At 53.3% G+C, this 20853-nt stretch carries 18 protein-coding genes; 6 read left to right on the forward strand and 12 right to left on the reverse strand.

The window, feature by feature from the left end; translation table 11 throughout:
- Positions 1-35: 35 nt before the first annotated feature.
- The 3 genes from glpX to FDX04_RS22115 all read right to left on the reverse strand — a co-directional run bounded on the left by glpX (position 36) and on the right by FDX04_RS22115 (position 3563).
- Positions 36-1046, reverse strand: coding sequence for a class II fructose-bisphosphatase (gene glpX, locus FDX04_RS22105; RefSeq protein WP_038635990.1), 1011 nt, complete (start codon positions 1044-1046; stop codon positions 36-38).
- 140 nt (positions 1047-1186) lie between these two features.
- Positions 1187-2695, reverse strand: coding sequence for a glycerol kinase GlpK (gene glpK, locus FDX04_RS22110; protein ID WP_079225709.1), 1509 nt, complete (start codon positions 2693-2695; stop codon positions 1187-1189).
- Between the two features lie 22 nt (positions 2696-2717).
- Positions 2718-3563, reverse strand: coding sequence for an MIP/aquaporin family protein (locus FDX04_RS22115; RefSeq protein WP_038635996.1), 846 nt, complete (start codon positions 3561-3563; stop codon positions 2718-2720).
- A 428-nt stretch (positions 3564-3991) separates the two neighbouring features.
- Between FDX04_RS22115 and zapB the strand changes: the two genes are divergently transcribed.
- A complete protein-coding gene (gene zapB / locus FDX04_RS22120; protein ID WP_019077914.1) occupies positions 3992-4237 on the forward strand; it encodes a septal ring assembly protein ZapB in 246 nt (81 codons plus the stop codon).
- Positions 4238-4351: 114 nt separating this feature from the next.
- Here zapB and rraA read toward each other — a convergent pair whose 3' ends face one another.
- The 7 genes from rraA to priA form a co-directional block, all read right to left on the reverse strand.
- The gene (rraA, locus tag FDX04_RS22125) at positions 4352-4837 is read right to left on the reverse strand and encodes a ribonuclease E activity regulator RraA (protein ID WP_008787034.1); all 486 of its coding nucleotides are present in this window, start codon (positions 4835-4837) and stop codon (positions 4352-4354) included.
- Between the two features lie 92 nt (positions 4838-4929).
- Positions 4930-5859, reverse strand: a complete 930-nt coding sequence (gene menA, locus FDX04_RS22130) for a 1,4-dihydroxy-2-naphthoate polyprenyltransferase (RefSeq protein WP_047025891.1) — start codon at positions 5857-5859, stop codon at positions 4930-4932.
- A gap of 67 nt (positions 5860-5926) precedes the next feature.
- Complete coding sequence (gene hslU, locus FDX04_RS22135; RefSeq protein ID WP_003028803.1) at positions 5927-7258, reverse strand: HslU--HslV peptidase ATPase subunit; 1332 nt, start codon at positions 7256-7258, stop codon at positions 5927-5929.
- 9 nt (positions 7259-7267) lie between these two features.
- Complete coding sequence (gene hslV / locus FDX04_RS22140) at positions 7268-7798, reverse strand: ATP-dependent protease subunit HslV (RefSeq protein WP_003028805.1); 531 nt, start codon at positions 7796-7798, stop codon at positions 7268-7270.
- Between the two features lie 91 nt (positions 7799-7889).
- Entirely contained in the window at positions 7890-8864 is a 975-nt protein-coding gene (gene ftsN / locus FDX04_RS22145; protein ID WP_072055793.1) for a cell division protein FtsN, read from the reverse strand.
- Between the two features lie 93 nt (positions 8865-8957).
- Positions 8958-9983 carry a DNA-binding transcriptional regulator CytR gene (gene cytR, locus FDX04_RS22150; protein WP_042313387.1) on the reverse strand — a complete coding sequence of 342 codons (1026 nt, stop codon included), beginning with the start codon at positions 9981-9983 and terminating at the stop codon, positions 8958-8960.
- 154 nt (positions 9984-10137) lie between these two features.
- The gene (priA, locus tag FDX04_RS22160) at positions 10138-12336 is read right to left on the reverse strand and encodes a primosomal protein N' (protein ID WP_079225707.1); all 2199 of its coding nucleotides are present in this window, start codon (positions 12334-12336) and stop codon (positions 10138-10140) included.
- A 257-nt stretch (positions 12337-12593) separates the two neighbouring features.
- Here priA and rpmE point away from each other — a divergent pair, with 257 nt between their 5' ends.
- The 3 genes from rpmE to FDX04_RS22175 all read left to right on the forward strand — a co-directional run bounded on the left by rpmE (position 12594) and on the right by FDX04_RS22175 (position 15339).
- Positions 12594-12806, forward strand: coding sequence for a 50S ribosomal protein L31 (gene rpmE / locus FDX04_RS22165; protein ID WP_003028810.1), 213 nt, complete (start codon positions 12594-12596; stop codon positions 12804-12806).
- Between the two features lie 338 nt (positions 12807-13144).
- The gene (locus FDX04_RS22170) at positions 13145-13825 is read left to right on the forward strand and encodes an oligogalacturonate-specific porin KdgM family protein (RefSeq protein WP_110496307.1); all 681 of its coding nucleotides are present in this window, start codon (positions 13145-13147) and stop codon (positions 13823-13825) included.
- Between the two features lie 89 nt (positions 13826-13914).
- On the forward strand, positions 13915-15339 hold the full coding sequence (locus FDX04_RS22175) for an MFS transporter (RefSeq protein WP_137359876.1): 1425 nt from the start codon (positions 13915-13917) through the stop codon (positions 15337-15339).
- Between the two features lie 53 nt (positions 15340-15392).
- Here FDX04_RS22175 and metJ read toward each other — a convergent pair whose 3' ends face one another.
- Positions 15393-15710 carry a met regulon transcriptional regulator MetJ gene (gene metJ, locus FDX04_RS22180; protein WP_003825168.1) on the reverse strand — a complete coding sequence of 106 codons (318 nt, stop codon included), beginning with the start codon at positions 15708-15710 and terminating at the stop codon, positions 15393-15395.
- A 265-nt stretch (positions 15711-15975) separates the two neighbouring features.
- Here metJ and metB point away from each other — a divergent pair, with 265 nt between their 5' ends.
- Both metB and metL read left to right on the forward strand, forming a co-directional pair.
- Positions 15976-17136, forward strand: a complete 1161-nt coding sequence (gene metB, locus FDX04_RS22185; RefSeq protein ID WP_042313378.1) for a cystathionine gamma-synthase — start codon at positions 15976-15978, stop codon at positions 17134-17136.
- A 2-nt stretch (positions 17137-17138) separates the two neighbouring features.
- Positions 17139-19571: a bifunctional aspartate kinase/homoserine dehydrogenase II gene (gene metL, locus FDX04_RS22190; RefSeq protein ID WP_042313376.1), complete on the forward strand. Its 2433-nt coding sequence runs from the start codon at positions 17139-17141 to the stop codon at positions 19569-19571.
- 26 nt (positions 19572-19597) lie between these two features.
- On the opposite strand, the gene FDX04_RS22195 is transcribed toward metL, so the two are convergent.
- The gene (locus FDX04_RS22195; protein ID WP_137359877.1) at positions 19598-20782 is read right to left on the reverse strand and encodes a cytoplasmic protein; all 1185 of its coding nucleotides are present in this window, start codon (positions 20780-20782) and stop codon (positions 19598-19600) included.
- Between the last annotated feature and the right edge of the window lie 71 nt (positions 20783-20853).

Consider the following 20853-nt stretch of genomic DNA (forward strand, 5'->3'; position numbering starts at 1 on the left):
CCGGATGGGCTGGAAGGCTCTATTGATCAAATCAATTACAGGATGTGCGCCTGCACATCGGGATCTTTGCGATCGAGATAGTGAATCGACTGAATGCGGCGGATTGTGCGTGATTTGCCGCGGATCAGCAGCGTTTCGGTGGTCGCGATATTACCTTTGCGGCTAATGCCTTCCAGCAGATCGCCTTTGGTGATGCCGGTGGCAGAGAAAATAACGTTGTCGCTGCGCGCCATTTCGTCCAGACGCAGCGCTTTGCCCGCCTCAATGCCCATCGCAGTGCAGCGGGCCAGTTCCTGTTCGCCAATGCGGCGGTTTTCTTCGCTGTCGCCTTTGACGTCATGACGCGCCAACAGACGGCCCTGCATATCGCCATCCAGCGCGCGGATAACGGCGGCGGAGACCACGCCTTCCGGTGCGCCGCCAATGCCGTACAGCACGTCAACTTCACTGTCAGGCATGCAGGTCAGAATTGAGGCCGCGACGTCGCCGTCGGGAATAGCGAATACGCGCACGCCCAGTTTCGTCATCTCTGCAATAACGTCATCATGGCGAGGTTTCGCCAGAATAGTGACGGTCAGGTCACTCAGGGGTTTGTTCAGCGCGGCGGCAATGTTACGCAGGTTAGCTTCCAGCGACAGGTTCAGGTCAATGGACCCTTTTGCGCCTGGGCCGACAATCAGCTTTTCCATATACATGTCCGGCGCGTTCAGGAAGCAGCCTTTGTCGCCCACGGCCAGTACCGCCAGCGCATTTGCCTGGCCCATTGCCGTCATACGCGTGCCTTCGATAGGATCGACGGCGATGTCTACCGCATCACCAAGACCCGTACCGACTTTCTCACCGATAAACAGCATCGGCGCTTCATCGATTTCACCTTCGCCAATCACGATGGTGCCGTCGATGTTGACCTGGTTGAGCATAATACGCATGGCGTTCACCGCCGCGCCGTCAGCGGTATTTTTATCGCCGCGGCCCAGCCATTTGTAGCCAGCCAGCGCGGCCGCTTCGGTCACGCGTGAAAATTCAATGGCAAGTTCTCGTCTCATTGCAAACTCGTAGCTGAAAGGAATGGCGCGAAGTGTAGCACAGGGGAGGGGGCGAGATTATTGATGTGTGTGCGGGGTTGTCCCCGCACGAAGATATTGCCGGATAAGACACCTTAGCGTCGCCATCCGGCAATGACGTATTACTCGTCGTGATCTTCCCACGCCATGGCGCGTTTGACTGCTTTTTTCCAGCCGCTGTAACGGAAGTTACGTTCGGTGGTTTCGATGCCAGGACGGAATTCACGCTCGATGACCGCTTTTTCCTGCAGCTCATCCAGGTTTTGCCAGAAGCCGACCGCCAGACCGGCCAGGTACGCCGCACCCAGCGCAGTGACTTCGCGGACTTCCGGACGCTCAACGCGCGTGCCGAGAATATCCGACTGGAACTGCATCAGGAAGTTGTTGGCGACCGCACCGCCATCGACGCGCAGGGCGTGCAGACGAATGCCGGAGTCAGCCTGCATCGCTTCCAGTACGTCACGGGTCTGGTAAGCGATAGACTCAAGCGTTGCGCGGATGATGTGGTTGGAGTTTACGCCACGGGTCAGACCGAAGATGGCGCCACGCGCATACGGGTCCCAGTACGGTGCGCCCAGACCGGTGAATGCCGGAACGACGTACACGCCGTTGGTGTCTTTCACTTTGGTGGCGAAATACTCAGAGTCGAATGCATCGCTGATGAGTTTCATTTCATCACGCAGCCACTGGATAGAGGCACCCGCCATAAACACCGCGCCTTCCAGGGCGTAGTTCACTTCCCCGGTCGGTCCGCAGGCGATGGTGGTCAGCAGCCCGTTTTCGGACTTAACGGCTTTATCGCCGGTGTTCATCAGCATGAAGCAGCCGGTACCGTAGGTGTTTTTCGCCATCCCTTCTTTCACGCACAGCTGGCCGAACAGCGCCGCCTGCTGGTCACCGGCGATACCGGAGATAGGAATACGAATGCCGCCCTTACCACCGATGTTGGTCTGACCGTACACTTCAGAAGAACGACGCACTTCCGGCAGCATGGCGCGCGGAATATCCAGCGCATCCAGCATCTTGTCGTCCCAGTCCAGGGAGTGAATGTTGAACAGCATGGTACGTGAGGCGTTGGTGTAATCGGTGACGTGTACACGCCCCTGCGTCATTTTCCAGATAAGCCAGGTGTCTACGGTACCAAACAGCAGTTCACCGCGACGAGCGCGCTCACGCGAGCCTTCTACGTGGTCGAGGATCCACTTCACTTTGGTACCGGAGAAGTACGGGTCAATCACCAGGCCGGTGTTGCTACGAATGTACTCTTCCATACCGTCGCGCTTGAGCTTCTCGCAGATATCCGCGGTACGACGACACTGCCACACAATGGCGTTATAGATAGGTTTACCGGTCTCACGTTCCCAGACGATGGTGGTTTCACGCTGGTTGGTAATACCGATCGCGGCAATTTCATCGGAACTGATATCGGCTTTCGCCAGCACTTCTACCAGCGTGGAGCTTTGGGTCGCCCAAATTTCCATTGGGTCGTGTTCTACCCAACCTGCTTTCGGGTAGATTTGCTCGAATTCGCGCTGTGAAACGGCAACGATATTCGCATCGTGGTCCATTACGACCGCGCGGGAGCTGGTGGTGCCCTGGTCGAGCGCAACGATATATTTTTTTTCAGTCATAATTTTTTGTCCCGTAGTCACATTACTGCGAAGCTTTTTGTTGAGTGTTGGCCGCAACGTCTTTCTCTTCAATCGCGCAGACATCGCACGGTAAATGACGACCAATCAGTTTGCGATAGGCCCATGCGCCCAAAATTGCGCCAGTAATTGGGCCAAACACTGGTACCAGGAAGTAAGGGATATCACGACCACCCGTGAAGGCAATCTCACCCCATCCGGCCAGTCCGGCGAACAGTTTCGGTCCGAAGTCACGCGCCGGGTTCATCGCAAAACCGGTTAGCGGCCCCATGGAAGCACCAATAACGGCAATCAGTAAGCCGATCAGCAGTGGTGCCAGCGGACCACGAGGTACACCGTTACCATCGTCGGTCAGGGCCAGAATCAGCCCCATTAGAATAGCGGTAATGACCATTTCAACCGCGAAGGCCTGCACAAAATTGATATGCGGGTTCGGATAGGTGGAGAAAGTACCCGCCAGACCCAGGCTTTCCGTACTGCCACGCACGATATGGTTGGTTTGTTCGAAATCGAGGAAAAGATTGTAATAAAGCCCGTAAACCAGTGCCGCTGCGCAAAAGGCGCCGGCAATTTGCGAAATAATAAAAGGGACGACTTTGCGTTTATCAAAACAGGCAAACAGCCAGAGTGCGATGGTGACCGCTGGATTCAGGTGTGCACCAGAAACGCCTGCGGTCAGATAGATAGCCATTGCTACCCCCAGACCCCAGATGATGCTGATTTCCCACTGACCAAAAGTTGCCCCGGCCACTTTGAGTGCAGCGACACAGCCCACACCGAAGAAAATCAACAACCCGGTACCGAGGAATTCAGCAATGCACTGGCCTTTTAAGGTTGATGTTTGACTCATAATCGGATCCTGAAGAGAGTTTAATGTTTATTGTGTGCGAGAAGGTCACTGACATCCCCGGAGCCGGTAGGCACACTGTTAATTTATCGTTAACGCTCAAAAACGAGAAATATCGAAATTAAAATGTGTGTACTGCATCAACAAAATGAGCGTTTTCGCGCCATTGCGCGGTATTTGTTATACAAAAATAGTGTGAGCTGAATCATTTCACCGATCAATCTCTTAACACTTAAGCGTTATGACAGTCATGTCACCAGGAGAAAGACTAAAAGTGTTGCAAACCGCAATCTGCGCGGGATGCCGCTGGACAGGGATGACGCGGCTTCATACAATCGGTGTTAAGTAGAGTGCGCTCGTTTTTATTAAGGCGTCGCCGGTTATCGGGACGAGGATTTTTATCCATCAACGCCTTGCAATTCAGGAGAGGTATGACGATGTCATTAGAAGTGTTTGAGAAACTGGAAGCAAAAGTACAGCAGGCGATTGATACCATCACGCTGTTGCAGATGGAAATCGAAGAGCTGAAAGAAAAGAACAACTCACTGTCGCAGGAAGTTCAGTCTGCACAGCAGCAGCGTGAAGAACTGGAGCGTGAGAACAACAACCTGAAAGAACAGCAGAACGGCTGGCAGGATCGTCTGCATGCCCTTTTAGGCCGTATGGAAGAAGTCTAATTACGCTTTATCTTTCGCGTAATCGCCCCTGTTTGTAGGCCGGATAAGGCGTGAGCCGACATCCGGCAATCAGCGACAACGCATAAAAAAAGGCACCTTGCGGTGCCTTTTTGATCACTCGATATCGAGCGGGTCTTCGGAGAGGATTATCCCGGTGTTGTCGGCGTACAGGTGGTCGCCGGAGAAGAAGGTCACGCCGCCAAAGTTGACGCGCACATCGCTTTCCCCAATGCCTTCACCGGAAGCGCCTACCGGAATTGCGGCAATTGCCTGAATGCCAATATCCAGTTCTTCCAGATCGTCTACCTGGCGTACTGAGCCGTAGATGACCAGACCTTCCCATTCATTCTGTACGGCCAGTCTTGCCAGTTCGGCATCGACCAGCGCGCGACGGACAGAACCGCCGCCATCGACCAGCAGAATGCGACCACGGCCGTTTTGTTCGAGCAGATCGTACAGCAACCCGTTGTCCTCGAAACATTTTACCGTGATGATTTGTCCGCCAAACGACGACCGTCCCCCAAAGTTAGAGAACAGCGGTTCCACGACGTTGACATCTTCCTGATAGATGTCACAAAGCTCGGATGTATCGTATTTCATAGGCTTAACGTTTAGTTGCTGCGAGAATTTTTAGTATATCGCGCTATGTGTACTGTTGGCAAAATCATCAATTGTTAATTGATATTTGTCAGTTAAAGAGACCACTGACTTAAGAAAATCCCAACGACAAACAGCAGGTTAGTTAATAGTGCCGCTTTTACGGTGCGTTCCAGCATCGGGCGCATTGCCTCAGGGTTCATCTCACGCATCACGTAACGCGCCTGTTTGAAAAGCAACGGAGCGGCGAGAATAAACAGCCATCCCCACAGGCTTTGCAGCGAGAACAGGTTAAACAGCGCCAGGCAGACCAGCGTACCCATCAGCAGGCAGGCATGGTAGCGGCGGGCATTGACGGCGCCTAAACGCACGACCAGCGTGTTCTTGCCGTTCTCTCTGTCGCTGTTGATATCGCGCAGGTTGTTGACGTTGAGCACGGCGGTTGCCAGCAGACCGCAGGCGGTGGCAGGCAGAATCAGCGCCGGAATCAGCGTATGTGCCTGCAAATACCAGCTTCCCATCACGCTGAGCCAGCCGAAGAATACCAGCACGGAAATATCGCCCAGACCGATGTACCCGTAAGGGCGATTACCCACGGTGTAAGTGATTGCGGCGATAATCGACAGCCCCCCGAGCACCAGGAAACCGACAAAATCTGCCAGCGTGTGACAGGCCACAGCAACCAGGGCCAGACCAGACAGACAGATCAACACCACGGTGACGATCAGCGCGCGCTTCATCTGCTGTTGGGTGATAACCCCTTTTTGCATACCGCGCAGTGGTCCAATGCGGTCGGGCTTGTCGCTGCCTTTGACGGCATCGCCATAGTCGTTAGCGAGATTGGACAGAATTTGCAGCAGTCCCGCCGTAATTAATGCCAGCAGAGCAACCAGCGGATCGAAGTATCCTTGCCACCATGCTAATGCCGTACCGACGATGATCGCCGCGAAGGCGAGCGGTAAGGTCTTAGGTCGTAAACTTTCCAGCCAGGCTTGTGAGCGGCTAATTTGTTGTTGTTCAGTCATATTTAGCGCCAATAAAAATGGGGCTTTATCAGCCCCATCAACAGTGATGAAAATGCATTGAACGCGATTATAGGATAAAACGGCTCAGATCTTCATCTGCGACCAGCGCATCCAGATGTTTGCTCACATATTCGGCATCAATTGTGATGCTTTGGCCGTTCAAATCGCTCGCATCATAGGAAATATCTTCCATCAGACGCTCGAGAACGGTGTGCAGACGACGCGCACCGATGTTTTCGGTGGTCTCGTTAACCTGCCAGGCCGCTTCAGCAATGCGTTTAATGCCCGATTCGGTGAAGTTAATGTCCACACCCTCGGTCGCCATCAGCGCTTTGTACTGAACGGTGATGGAGGCATTCGGTTCGGTCAGGATACGCTCAAAATCGCTGGTGGTCAGCGCCTGGAGTTCAACGCGAATCGGCAGACGACCCTGCAGTTCCGGGATCAGGTCAGACGGTTTCGCGACCTGGAATGCGCCAGAAGCGATAAACAGAATGTGATCGGTTTTCACCATGCCGTGCTTGGTGGAGACCGTGCAGCCTTCAACCAGCGGCAGCAGGTCGCGCTGTACACCTTCACGGGACACGTCCGGACCAGAGGATTCGCCGCGCTTACAGATTTTGTCGATTTCGTCGATAAACACGATCCCGTGCTGCTCAACGGCGTCGATAGCTTCCTGTTTCAGCTCTTCCGGGTTCACCAGCTTGGCCGCTTCTTCTTCAATCAGCAGCTTCATCGCGTCTTTGATTTTCAGCTTACGCGGTTTTTGCTTCTGACCGCCCAGGTTCTGGAACATGGACTGCAGTTGGCTGGTCATCTCTTCCATGCCCGGAGGCGCCATGATTTCAACGCCCATCGGTGCGGCGGCGAGATCGATTTCGATCTCTTTATCGTCGAGCTGGCCTTCGCGCAGTTTTTTACGGAACGCCTGACGCGCAGCAGAAGGTTCCTGCGGTTGTTCAGACTGCCCCCAGTTATTTTTAGCTGGTGGGATCAGCACGTCGAGAATGCGCTCTTCCGCCATCTCTTCAGCGCGGAAGCGGTTTTTCTCAATTGCCTGAACGCGAACCATCTTAATGGCAGCGTCGGTCAGATCGCGGATGATGGAGTCAACTTCTTTACCAACATAGCCAACTTCGGTGAATTTGGTTGCTTCAACTTTGATGAACGGCGCGTTGGCCAGTTTTGCCAGGCGACGGGCGATTTCGGTTTTACCGACGCCGGTCGGGCCAATCATCAGAATATTTTTCGGCGTCACTTCATGGCGCAGCTCTTCGTTGAGCTGCATACGGCGCCAGCGGTTACGCAGGGCAATCGCCACGGAACGCTTAGCGTTATCCTGGCCGATGATGTGTTTGTTCAGTTCGCTGACAATTTCGCGTGGGGTCATTTCAGACATGGGGGATCCTTACGCTTTGGAGTTCAATTCTTCGATGGTATGGAAGTGGTTGGTATAAATGCAGATATCCCCTGCAATATCCAACGCTTTCTCAGCAATCTCGCGCGCGCCAAGCTCGGTGTTTTCCAGCAGAGCCCGTGCAGCAGCCTGGGCGTAGGGACCGCCGGAGCCGATGGCAATCAGATCGTTTTCTGGCTGGATGACGTCGCCGTTACCAGTGATGATGAGTGATGCCGTTTCATCTGCGACGGCCAGCAGCGCTTCGAGTTTGCGCAGCATACGGTCGGTACGCCAGTCTTTTGCCAGTTCAACGGCCGCTTTCACCAGGTGACCCTGGTGCATTTCCAGCTTGCGTTCGAACAGTTCGAACAGCGTGAATGCATCCGCAGTACCGCCTGCAAAGCCCGCAATGACTTTGTCGTTATACAGACGGCGGACTTTCTTCACGTTGCCTTTCATTACGGTGTTACCCAGTGTGGCCTGACCATCACCGGCGATTACCACATGGCCGTTACGGCGTACGCTTACTATTGTTGTCACGAGCAGACCCCTTGGTTACAAATGCAGAATACAGGCCCCGCACAGGATGCGGGGCGTAATGCAAGTATAGATGGGGGGGATTTTGGGGGTTTCAACCCCCAGTGGCGAGTCGAATGCAGTTTGTGTGACCAGCAACCTTCAGGCGGCTGATGGTGTTGTCGGCATTCTCTTTGCCTTTGACCGGACCAATGACCACGCGATTCCAGCCGTTATTGGTGGTAATACGCGAGTTGAACCCTTCAAAGGCCAGCTGCGCGCGCACGGTTTCTGCCTGCTCAGCGCCTTTAAATGACCCGCACTGAACCATCCAGCGGCGTTCATCTTTTTTCTCCGCCGTCTGTTTTGGCGGTTGCGTTTCATTCGTTATTGGCGCGGCCGGTTGCGTTTTCGGCTGAGCGGCGGTGGTATGCGCAGGCGTTTGCAGCAGATCCTGATAAGGCTGTTGCGCCGCCGGTTTTGGCTGCGGTTTCGGCTGTTGTACCGGTGCGGTTTGCGCCGTACGCGTTTGCGGCTGCTGGTAAGGCTGTTCCGTTGCCCGTTGGCGTGGCTGTTGAGCCTGCTGCTGCGTAGTGTTCCACTGCTGCTGTTGCACCTGACGTTGACGCTGCAGCGTTTGCTGGCGTTGCTCAGGCGTTTGTTCGTTCCACGGGACTTCGTTGAGCTGCGTTGGCTGTTGACGCATGTCAGCCTGCATCTGCGCCAATAACTGGCGTTGCTCATTGGTTAACTGGTCGGCGTTCAGCACCTCGCCGCCGGCGGACGGTTCGGTAGGAGCGCGTACGCCAGGCTGACGGCTTTCCAGCTCTTTGATGTATCGCCAGCGCTCTTCCGGTTTTGGTGGAATGCCATTGCCGGTGACTTTCTGGTTTTGCAGCGTTTCGGACTCTTCTTTCTTGTGATGCGTAATGAAGTACAGACCACCGATAAAGGTCACGAGTACGGCTGCAGCAATAGCAACCATAGCGGGCGATACCGCAGGCGTATTGCGTTGTTTTTTCCGTGATGTGCTCTTTTTGCGCCGCGAAGGTGCCGGTTGGCCGCGACGTACATAATCTCGTTGTGCCACTATCGTTTCGCTGTATTTATTCGTTCGTCAGCCCGCCATGTTACTTAAGCGGCGGGCCTTTGACCAGACAGGGGAGTCCGAAAGCACTTTACTTTACGTCAGTGCCCGGGTTGTACCCCGAATAATAAGCTCGCAGTCCAGTAAACGTGAGCCACTGCTGACGTTCTGGCCTTGTAATTGATCGAGCAGTAACAGCATAGCTTCACGTCCGATATCGAAACGCGGCTGTGCGACGGTTGTCAGGGGTGGATCACAAAATTCCGCGAGCGAAATGTTATCAAAGCCAATGATCGATAAATCGTCGGGCACCTTCAGGCCCTGACGTTTGGCGTAAGAGAGGGCGCCAAGGGCCATGACATCGCTGTGGCAAAAGACCGCAGTAGGCGGCTGTGGTAGCGCCAGGAGCTGTTTAAGCGCATTGGCTCCCGCTTCATAGGTAAAATCCCCGCGCGCGATGAAATGCGGATCGACCGTAATTCCGTTGCGGCGCAGTGCCTGAACGTAACCTTGCAGACGGTAATGGCACAGCGGCATATCCTCTGGTCCGGCGATACAGCCAATGCGTTTATGTCCCAGTTCCAGCAGATAGTTCATCGCGTTAAAGGCGGCGGTGAGGTTATCAATGTGCACGGTGGGAAGTTCCAGCTCTGGCGCGAACTCGTTGGACATAACCATCGGCGGTAAATTACGCTGCTCTTCCACGCTGGCATCAAACGGCAGGCGCGAGCTGAGCAGCACCATACCATCGATCTGCTTGGTGATAATGAGGTTAAGAAAGGTCTTTTCCTGCTGATTCTGGTGCGCGCAATCGCCGATAAGCACCAGATATCCCTGTTCTGCGGCGGTGACTTCTATGCCACGAATGACTTCGCTAAAAAACGGATCGCAGATATCGGGCACAATCACCAGAATGGTACGTGACTCATTACGCTTTACGTTGCGTCCCATCGATTGAGGTAGATATCCCACTTCCAGAGCAGCCTGCTCAACCTTGTTACGGGTTGACTGCGAAACTTTGTCTGGGTTCATTAATGCGCGGGATACGGTTGCCGTTGAGACTTTCGCCTTCAGAGCAACATCTTTCATCGTAGCGGCGGCAACCTGCTTATTCGGTTTCACTCTTTCTCCTCGCCAGGGCGGCTGGCACAGACTCGTCCCTGGATAACCTTCATCTGAAACATTTTTATCAGATAGTGAATGGAAGCGGTTACAGAATTTTCATAAAAAGTGTGATGGATATTTAATTTTACGATCCGCCTCGCATCGTGAGGGATTATCCCTCGATGGGATCGACATCCAGCACCCATTTAACCTTACGTGCATCGGGTAATGTATTAATCAGCGCCAGCGTGCCGCTGACGATATGCTGCAGGCGAATTCGCGACGGGTGCTGCAACAAAATTTGCCAGCGATAGCGACCGCCACGTTTGGGTGCCAGGGCAGGAACCGGGCCTAACACCCACAGTTTTTCATCGGCCAGCGGACTGGCCTGAATCAGATTTCGTAACTGCTGTAAGAACATCGGCGCATGCTGGTTGTTGTGATCTTCTGCCCGCACGATGACATGGCTGGTCCATGGGGGAAGCTGGAGCGTTTGTCGCTCGGCCAGCGCCTGTTCGGCAAAGGCGTCATAACCTTTATACAGCAAGGTTTGCAGCAGCGGATGTTCAGGGTGGTGCGTTTGTAGTACCACTTCGCCCTGCTTCCCGGCGCGACCGGCACGACCGGAAACCTGCGTGTAGAGCTGGGCGAAGCGTTCTGCCGACCGGAAATCTGCGGAGAACAGCGCGCCGTCAACGTCCAGCAGAGCCACCAGGGTGACGTCCGGGAAATGGTGGCCTTTTGCCAGCATTTGCGTGCCGATCAGGATCCGCGCGCCGCCGCGGTGTACTTCCGCCAGATGCTGCTCCAGCGAGCCTTTACGGCTGGTCGTGTCGCGATCGATGCGTGAGATTGGCACGCCGGGGAAAAAAGGCGCCAGAGCCTGCTCAAGCTGTTCGGTGCCGAGTCCTACCGGAACCATATGCGTTGAGCCGCAGGAAGGGCACTGACGCGGTATCGGACGCTGACTGTCGCAGTGGTGGCAGCGCAGATGGTGCTGCGCCTGATGCAGCGTGTAGTAGTGATCGCAGCGCGGGCATTCAGCAATCCAGCCACAATCGTGACACAGCAGGGCAGGAGCAAAGCCCCGGCGATTCAAAAACAGGATCACCTGATTATCCGCCTGCAGGTGCTGACGCATACGGGCGATAAGCGCAGGGGCGAGTCCGGCCTGCACCTGCTGACCTTTCAGATCCAGCACGTGCTGAGTGGCTGGGCGGGCATTCCCGGCGCGGCGCGTCAGGCGCAGCATGCGGTATTTTTTCTGCCGCACGTTGCACAGCGTTTCCAGTGCTGGGGTGGCTGAGCCGAGAATGATGGGAATTTGTTCGCTATGGGCGCGATAAACCGCGAGGTCGCGCGCATGATAGCGCCAGCCTTCCTGCTGTTTATAAGAGCTGTCGTGCTCTTCGTCGATGACAATCACGCCCAGATTTTTAAACGGCGTAAACAGCGACGAGCGAGTGCCGATAACAATCGCCGCTTCGCCATTTTTCGCCTTCAGCCATGCCGAAAGACGTTCACTGTCATTTAAACCCGAGTGCAGGACTTCGACCGGCGCATTGAAGCGCTCGCGAAAACGGGCAATAGTTTGCGGCGTCAGGCCAATCTCCGGCACCATTACCAGTGCTTGTTTGCCCTGGGCGAGCACATTTTCCAGTACGCTTAAATAGACCTCTGTTTTACCCGATCCCGTCACGCCCGCTAATAGCCAGGCGCTAAAACTGTCAGAAGCGCTGTGGATCGCCCCGACGGCGGTAGCCTGTTCGGTATTCAGCCGCAGACGCTCACCGGAAACCGCGTAGTGTGTACGCCAGTCGCTAAATCCTGGCGTTTCGCTTGCCAGATCGCACAGGCCTTTTTTACGCAGCGCCTGCAAGGCGGCGTCATTAAATTCCAGCTCTGCCACCTGGTCGCGCCAGATTTTTCCCTGGCGTAATGCTGCCAGCGCCTGCTGCTGCTTGGGAGAACGCTTCAGGCCGTTGAGATCAATAACCTGGCCCTCTTCAGTGGCAAACCAGTACCACATGGGCGTGTTGGTAGCCGGGCGTCCCTGGCGTAGCAGAATCGGCAGGGCATGAAACAGCACGTCGCCAATAGGATGATGATAATAGTCAGCTGCCCACAACAGCAGACGCCAGACGGAGGTCGAATAGACCGGTTCGCTGTCCAGCACTTCGAGAACGGCTTTTAATTCGTTGAGAGGTAGTTCGCTGTGCTCGCTAACGGAAAGGACGATGCCCACGCGCTCCTGCTGCTTGCCAAAAGGCACGCGTACACGACACCCGGCTTTGGCGCTCATGCCTTCCGGCAGGAGGTAGTCAAAGGTGCGAGGTAGTGGAACGGGTAAGGCAACGTGCGCAACGGGCATTGAATCATCCTGACTTGAAATCTGGCGGGTTAGTATACACATTAGTGAGGGGTAGAATGCGGATCAGTTTGCATGAGCAGGTTAATTTCTGTATGATTCGCCGCCTTTGATGCAAATTGATTGCGTCAAACAATGACCATTACCCGAGAATTTCAAGCTGTTGATGCAGTGTGAAAGGTGACGGGGAATAATTAACATCGCGTGGTGTCTGGCGTTAGGGCTGGAAGAGCGACGCGGCCTTAAACCGAGGTTTTCCCATGAAAAAAGATATTCACCCGAAATACGAAGAAATTACTGCAAACTGCTCTTGCGGTAACGTCATTAAAATCCGCTCTACTGTCGGTCACGATCTGAACCTCGACGTGTGCAGCAAGTGCCACCCGTTCTATACTGGCAAGCAGCGTGATGTTGCTACCGGTGGCCGTGTTGATCGCTTCAACAAGCGTTTCAGCATCCCAGGCAGCAAGTAAGTTTCAGCTGTCAGAAAAAAGCGCCTTACGGCGCTTTTTTTGTATCTGCGCCTGAAGACTGAAATTTATATTGATGTGTTGAATAGTGTCTTTTATTTAATAAATAAAACAGTGTTTTTATTTTTTAGGTAAAATGTTTCTACTGGTGATCTGCGTCCTTTTTATCTTCTGGTTTTTGCCACTCATGCTAATTGTTGGTAAAATACCAAAGGTTTCTGCTTTCTTTCTAAAATACACTTTTGTCGAAATATAAAATTATTCTTAATCCTTCATCGTTTCCCATTAATGGACGGAACGAGATGGGTAATTTCCTTGATTTAGTGTGAAGAGGGATGGTCATGAAATTTAAATCTGCGTTATTACTGATTCCATTATTTTCTGTGGCCGCGCAAGCGGGTTATGTTGATTATCGTCATGAATATTATGACGATGGGCGTAATTACGATCGTGTTTATATGTCTCATCGTTTTGCGACTGGTTTTGGTGTGGCCGTTGAAGCCATTTCACGTTCCGAAGATACGCAATCTAATGATGCGTGGAATAATATGGAAAGTAATGGCAACGAGTATACGGCAAGCTACCAATTTACCTGGCGGGATCTTATCTGGCAGCCGGGTATTGCGATTGAAACGGGCGATAACATCACGATTTATAAACCTTATATCCGTGTACAGTACAATATCAATGACAACTGGTGGACTGCGTTCCGCTATCGTCAGGAGTACATGCGCAGAAACACTGACGGCAAGGATGACCGCATGGTCTATCGTCCGGAAGCATGGCTCGGTTATAACATTCATGACTGGATGTTTGAGCTTAACGGTATTTATAAAATTGCCGATAGCGAAGATTTATATAACAACCGCAAAGACGATTATGAATATAACTTCCGTGTGGCTTATAAAATAGGTTCCTGGATTCCATTTGTTGAGGTGGGTAACGTTTCCTCCGGTTATAACACCACCACCACAGACGATCGCCAGACTCGTTATCGTGTCGGTCTCGGTTATAACTTCTGACCATTAATACTCTTCATTGCGGTTTATTACGCTGAGCATCGGTATATACATATAGTTTGCGTGAATAATGAGTCTAAGGAGTTGACATCATGTCTAATGATGGAACTATAATCGGAAGTAATCAAAGTATTGCTGTCAGGCCTTTCGGATTAAGAGATAAATTTGGTTATTTGTGTGGTGACCTCGGAACCTGTTTTATTCTTGGGTTGGTGAACAGTTTTCTAATGATTTATTACACTAACGTACTCGGTATTTCCGGCGTTATTGTTGGCTCGCTCTATTTTGTGACCAAACTCTTTGATGCGTTTGTCGATGTTGGCGTAGGGCGTTTATGTGATACCTCTAAACTAACGGTGCATGGACGGTTTAACCCGTGGGTGCGCCGTATGAAGTATCCTTTCTGCATCATTGCGGTCGTCCTGTTCCTGCCATTTGTGAATGATTTCTCTTATACGGCGAAAATTATCTACATCTGCTGCTCCTATTTTATCTACGGTTCGTTGTTATCGACGGTCAGTATCCCGTATGGTGCCATGTCTGCGGCGATCAGCTCGAACCCGGAAGATCGTGTTTCGCTCTCAACCTGGCGCAGCGTTGGGTCTGCCATCGGCGGCGGGGCAACCGGCTTTTTTATTCCAATTCTGATGTACACCACCCTGGTGGACGGAAGCCAGGTGATTTCCGGGCAGCATTTCTTTTGGATTGCCATTGGTTGCGCAGTGCTGGGCTTTATCTTTTTAACCCTAACCTGTCAGCTAACGACGGAACGCGTGCGTGTGGAGAGAAAAGAGAGCATGCCCGTGTCGGTGTTACTGAAGGGGTTGTTACGCAACAAGGCACTGATTGTTCTGGTTGTGGTGGATCTGCTGATTGTGATTAATCAGGGGTTGTCCGGGACCAATATGACCTACCTGTTTAATGACTATTTCCATAACAAAGAGGCCATGTCCGTTGCATTGCTGTTTACCTTTGGCTCTCTGGTTTTGCTGGCGCCATCGGCATCCTGGCTCACGAAGCGGTTTGGTAAAAAAGAAGCAAGTGTAGGCGCGTTGCTCTTTGCGGTAGCGATGTATCTGATTATGTACTTCGTCCACATTACCGACGCGAAAGTCTATTTGGTTTTCCTGTTTCTGGCGACGCTGGGTGCGGGGTTATTCAACCTGATGATATGGGCGTTTATGACTGATGTTTGTGATTATCACCAGTATGTCACTGGCGATCGTGAGGATGGTACCGTTTATGGCGTGAACTTCTTCGCCCGCAAGGTTGGTCAGGCGTGCGCCGGGGCTATTGGCGGCTTTATGCTGGCCATCATTGGTTATCAATCTTCCTCAACGGGTGGGGCTGTGCAAACCAGCATCGTGCAGGAAAATATTTATACGATGGCGAATCTCCTGCCGGCTTTGTGCCTGTTTTTGGCGGCGGTCATTCTGATTTATTGCTATCCATTGAACCGTAAAGAAACGCTCAAAATGGAAGAAACATTGAATAAACTCAATGGAATTAGTAAGTAGCGTTGTGAAAGATGGCGGGAGCAATCCCGCCTTCTTTCATCTTTCTTCAACAATTAGTATTCCCACGTTTCCGGGTTGATACCCAGTTCACGCATGATTACCTTTGCTTCTTCCGGGATTTCATCACTGCGCTCTTTACGCAGGTCGTCATCGTTGGGTAGTGGTTGCCCGGTAAAAGCATGCAGAAACGCTTCACACAGCAGTTCGCTATTGGTGGCGTGGCGCAGGTTGTTCACCTGACGACGCGTGCGTTCATCGGTAAGGATTTTTAACACCTTCAGAGGAATGGAAACCGTAATTTTTTTTACTTGCTCACTCTTCTTACCGTGCTCAGCGTATGGGCTGATATATTCGCCGCTCCATTCAGCCATGAGATACCTAATCCTCTTCGTCATTAATATTGAGGCCAGAACCTGAGCCCGGACCATAATTGCGCGTAGTTTATCGTAGTGGCGCGGCCCTGACACGAAGTAAGCCGACGCGGATGTACGCTAATGCATATAATTTTAACGGCTATTTGCGGTTTGCTCAATCTATACGCAAAGAAGTTTAGATGTCCAGATGTATTGACGTCTATTGTAACTATGATTAATCTGGTGCCTGACTTTTCACCGACTCAGCCAGGATCTCCTCAATATGACGCGTAAACAGGCCACCATCGCAGTGCGTAGCGGATTAAATGACGACGAACAGTACGGTTGCGTTGTCCCGCCGATTCACCTCTCCAGTACCTATAACTTTACCGGTTTTAATGAACCTCGCGCCCATGACTATTCACGCCGCGGTAACCCGACGCGCGATGTGGTTCAGCGCGCGTTGGCAGAACTGGAAGGTGGCGCGGGCGCGGTACTAACCAATACCGGTATGTCGGCGATTCATCTGGTGACGACGGTATTCCTGAAACCTGGCGATCTGCTGGTCGCGCCGCACGACTGTTACGGTGGCAGCTATCGCCTGTTTGACAGTCTGGCAAAGCGTGGCTGTTATCGCGTACTGTTTGTCGATCAAGGCGATGAGCGGGCATTGCAGGCGGCGCTGGCGGAAAAACCGAAGCTGGTGCTGGTAGAAAGCCCCAGCAACCCGCTACTACGCGTGGTGGATATTGCGAAAATCTGTCAATTGGCGCGTGAAGCTGGTGCAGTCAGCGTGGTAGACAACACTTTTTTAAGCCCGGCACTGCAAAATCCACTGGCATTGGGCGCCGATCTGGTGTTGCATTCATGCACGAAATATTTAAACGGTCACTCAGACGTGGTGGCTGGCGTGGTGATAGCGAAAGATCCGGAAACGGTCACTGAACTGGCGTGGTGGGCGAACAATATTGGCGTGACCGGCGGCGCGTTTGATAGTTATCTGCTGCTGCGCGGCCTACGTACTCTGTCACCGCGTATGGAGGTGGCGCAACGTAATGCTCAGGCGATTGTTGATTATCTGCAAACGCAGCCGCTGGTGAAAAAATTGTATCACCCGTCATTGCCGGATAATCAGGGGCATGAGATTGCCGCGCGTCAGCAAAAAGGCTTTGGCGCGATGCTGAGTTTTGAACTGGATGGCGATGAGCAAACGCTGCGTCGCTTCCTTGGCGGGCTGTCATTGTTTACGCTGGCGGAATCGTTAGGAGGCGTTGAAAGTCTGATCTCCCACGCTGCAACCATGACACACGCGGGAATGGCACCAGAAGCGCGCGCGGCAGCAGGGATTTCGGAAACGCTGCTGCGTATCTCCACCGGTATTGAAGATGGCGAAGATTTAATTGCCGACCTGGAAAATGGCTTCCGGGCTGCAAACAAGGGGTAAACATGAGTGTGATTGCGCAGGCAGGGGCGAAGGGTCGTCAACTGCACAAATTTGGTGGTAGTAGTCTGGCTGATGTGAAATGTTATCTGCGTGTCGCAGGCATTATGGCGGAGTACTCGCAGCCTGATGACATGATGGTTGTTTCAGCCGCAGGCAGCACCACTAACCAGTTGATTAGCTGGCTGAAGTTAAGCCAGACCGATCGTCTTTCTGCGCATCAGGTTCAGCAGACGTTACGTCGCTATCAGAGCGAGCTGATTAGCGGTTTGTTACCACCAGAAGTGGCCGACGGCCTGATCGGTGCGTTTATTCACGACCTGGAGCGTCTGGCCGGATTACTCGACAGCGGCGTGAACGATGCCGTTTATGCTGAAGTTGTCGGACACGGTGAGGTATGGTCGGCGCGTTTGATGTCCGCCGTCCTTAACCAACAAGGTATGGAATCGGCCTGGCTGGATGCGCGCGATTTTTTACGTGCGGAGCGTAGCGCTCAGCCGCAGGTGGATGAAGGTCTCTCTTACCCATTGCTGCAGCAACTGCTGGCGCAACATCCGGGTAAACGCCTGGTCGTTACCGGCTTTATTAGCCGTAGCAACGCCGGTGAAACGGTACTGCTGGGGCGTAATGGTTCTGACTACTCGGCGACGCAGGTTGGCGCGCTGGCCGGGGTTTCCCGCGTAACTATCTGGAGCGATGTCGCCGGGGTTTACAGCGCGGATCCGCGTAAAGTGAAAGATGCCTGTCTGCTACCGCTGCTGCGTCTGGATGAAGCCAGCGAACTGGCGCGTCTGGCGGCTCCGGTCCTCCATGCCCGTACCTTACAGCCGGTTTCCGGCAGTGATATTGATCTCCAGTTGCGTTGTAGCTATACGCCGGAGCAAGGTTCAACGCGTATTGAACGCGTGCTGGCTTCCGGGACCGGGGCGCGTATCGTGACCAGTCATGACGACGTCTGCCTGATTGAGTTTCAGGTTCCCACCGGTCAGGACTTTAAGCTGGCCCACAAAGAGGTCGACCAGATTTTAAAACGCACCCAGGTGCGTCCGCTGGCGGTGGGTGTGCATCCCGATCGCCAACTGCTGCAATTTTGCTATACCTCCGAAGTCGCTGACGGCGCGTTGAGAATTCTTGATGAGGCCGGATTGCCGGGAGAGCTGCGTCTGCGTCAAGGGCTGGCGCTGGTGGCGATGGTCGGGGCGGGCGTCACCCGTAACCCGCTGCACTGCCACCGCTTCTGGCAGCAACTGAAAGGACAACCGGTCGAATTCACCTGGCAGTCGGAGGAGGGCATCAGCCTGGTCGCCGTACTGCGTACTGGACCGACGGAGAGCCTGATCCAAGGTCTGCATCAGTCAATTTTCCGCGCGGAAAAACGTATTGGCCTGGTGTTGTTCGGGAAGGGGAATATTGGATCACGTTGGCTGGAGCTATTCGCCCGTGAGCAAAGTACGCTCTCGGCGCGTACCGGATTAGAGTTCGTGCTGGCAGGCGTGGTTGATAGCCGCCGTAGCTTGCTGAATTATGAAGGGCTGGATGCCAGCCGCGCGTTGGCTTTCTTTGATGATGAGGCAGTGGAACAGGATGAAGAGTCGTTGTTCCTGTGGATGCGCGCCCACCCGTATGATGATTTAGTGGTGCTGGACGTAACCGCCAGCGAGCAGTTGGCGGATCAATATCTGGATTTCGCCAGTCACGGTTTCCATGTTATCAGCGCCAACAAACTGGCAGGTGCGAGCAGCAGTAATAAGTATCGCCAAATTCATGATGCGTTTGAAAAAACCGGTCGTCACTGGCTGTACAACGCCACTGTGGGCGCAGGTTTGCCGATCAACCATACCGTGCGCGATCTGATTGATAGCGGAGATACCATTCTGTCGATCAGCGGGATCTTCTCTGGCACGTTGTCGTGGCTGTTCCTGCAATTTGATGGCACGGTGCCTTTCACCGACCTGGTGGATCAGGCGTGGCAGCAGGGGCTGACCGAACCAGACCCGCGCGTGGATCTTTCCGGCAAGGATGTGATGCGTAAGCTGGTGATTCTGGCGCGTGAAGCGGGTTACGACATCGAGCCGGATCAGGTTCGCGTGGAGTCGCTGGTGCCTGCGCATTGTGAAGAAGGCTCTATTGACCATTTCTTTGAAAATGGCGATGAACTGAACGAGCAGATGGTGCAGCGTCTGGAAGCGGCGCGTGAAATGGGGCTGGTGCTGCGCTATGTGGCGCGTTTTGACGCTAACGGTAAAGCACGTGTGGGTGTTGAAGCGGTACGTTCTGAGCACCCGCTGGCGGCATTGTTGCCGTGCGATAATGTTTTCGCCATTGAAAGCCGCTGGTATCGCGATAACCCGCTAGTGATTCGTGGGCCGGGTGCGGGTCGTGATGTGACTGCCGGAGCCATTCAGTCCGACATCAACCGCCTGGCGCAGTTGCTGTAGTTTGCGATGCCGGATGGCGTTTACGCTTATCCGGCCTGGCTATGACACCAACCGTAGGCCCGGGAAGCGGCAGCGCCACCGGGCAAATCGCTCTGGGTGATTAGGGTGTTGTATTTCTCCGTCAGCGTCCTTATCGTCTGAAACACCGAATGGGCCGAGTAACGGGCGCTATCCCGAAATTCCGGCTGTTGCTGTAGCCAGGCGATAAAATGATGACTTGCCCTCAGGGTTATCGAGGCCCCTTTTTCAACCTGTCCCTCCGTTAACAAACACACCATTTTACGCCTGTTGCTCTGTTGCCAAATCTGCCACTGGTTTTGCCACCATCCCTGATAACTTTTGCCCAGTAATTGCCAGGACCTGGTGTGTTGATCGTCACCCATTTCTTCATCCACAAACCAAAGCGAGGTGTGATGTTCGCGAAACTGTTCCGACCATGCGGTAATCACAGCGCCGCGCAGAAAGCATTCGTGGGCGATGATGTGCATTTTAATCGTTGGCCAGAGATGGCTCAGGACGCGGAAATGCCCATGCGCGGTAATGACCGGGCGTAAAATCTCACCGCTGGCGTTACGTTTGAGCATCGCGCTGCCGTACTGAATTTCGTCAAACTGGCTACGGCGTAAAAACTGCGTTTCTCGCTGATTTACACGCTGGATAACATCGTCATGATTCGCTGTGGCCTCGACCGTCCCGCGCCAGCGGTAAACTAATGACTCGCCAACAGAATGAGGGGAGAAGTTGCTGGAAATATGCAAAATATTGCCGCGAATAGCATCAAAACTGAGTAATACATAAAGTTTCTGATCTGCACTTGCGCCCTGAAAAGGGACGATAAGCGGCACCGTCACTATTTGTTCTGGCGGATCAATAGTCGTCGATGGCGGTTGTCTGGGGGTCCAGACTTTTCTACAGCTCCGGCACTGTACGCGCTGGGTTCCCTGTGGGTTATGTCCATAACGGATTGGTTCCCGCTGGTAGCAATTTGGGCAAAAAAGACCGCTGTTAATTGCAAAATGTGTAAAACAGGCGGCCAACCACTCGCGGAAATGTTCAGCGTTAAACAGCGGGGGATAACTTCCGCATGCCCGGCAGTGCAGGGCGGCGTAGCCCAGCCGGTAATCGGGCCAGCTGTAATCAACTGAGTTTGCCAGCCCCAGATTTTTGCAGCCAAAAGACTTGCAGCAGTTGATGGTGAACAGAGAAGTCATCGCATTACCAACGATTTTCAATGGTCGTTGATTTTGCCCTGCAACTATTACCGATGGGTGTGAGTCTTCTC

This window comes from Citrobacter sp. wls615 (assembly GCF_005281355.1).
Classification (GTDB): Bacteria; Pseudomonadota; Gammaproteobacteria; order Enterobacterales; family Enterobacteriaceae; genus Citrobacter; species Citrobacter werkmanii.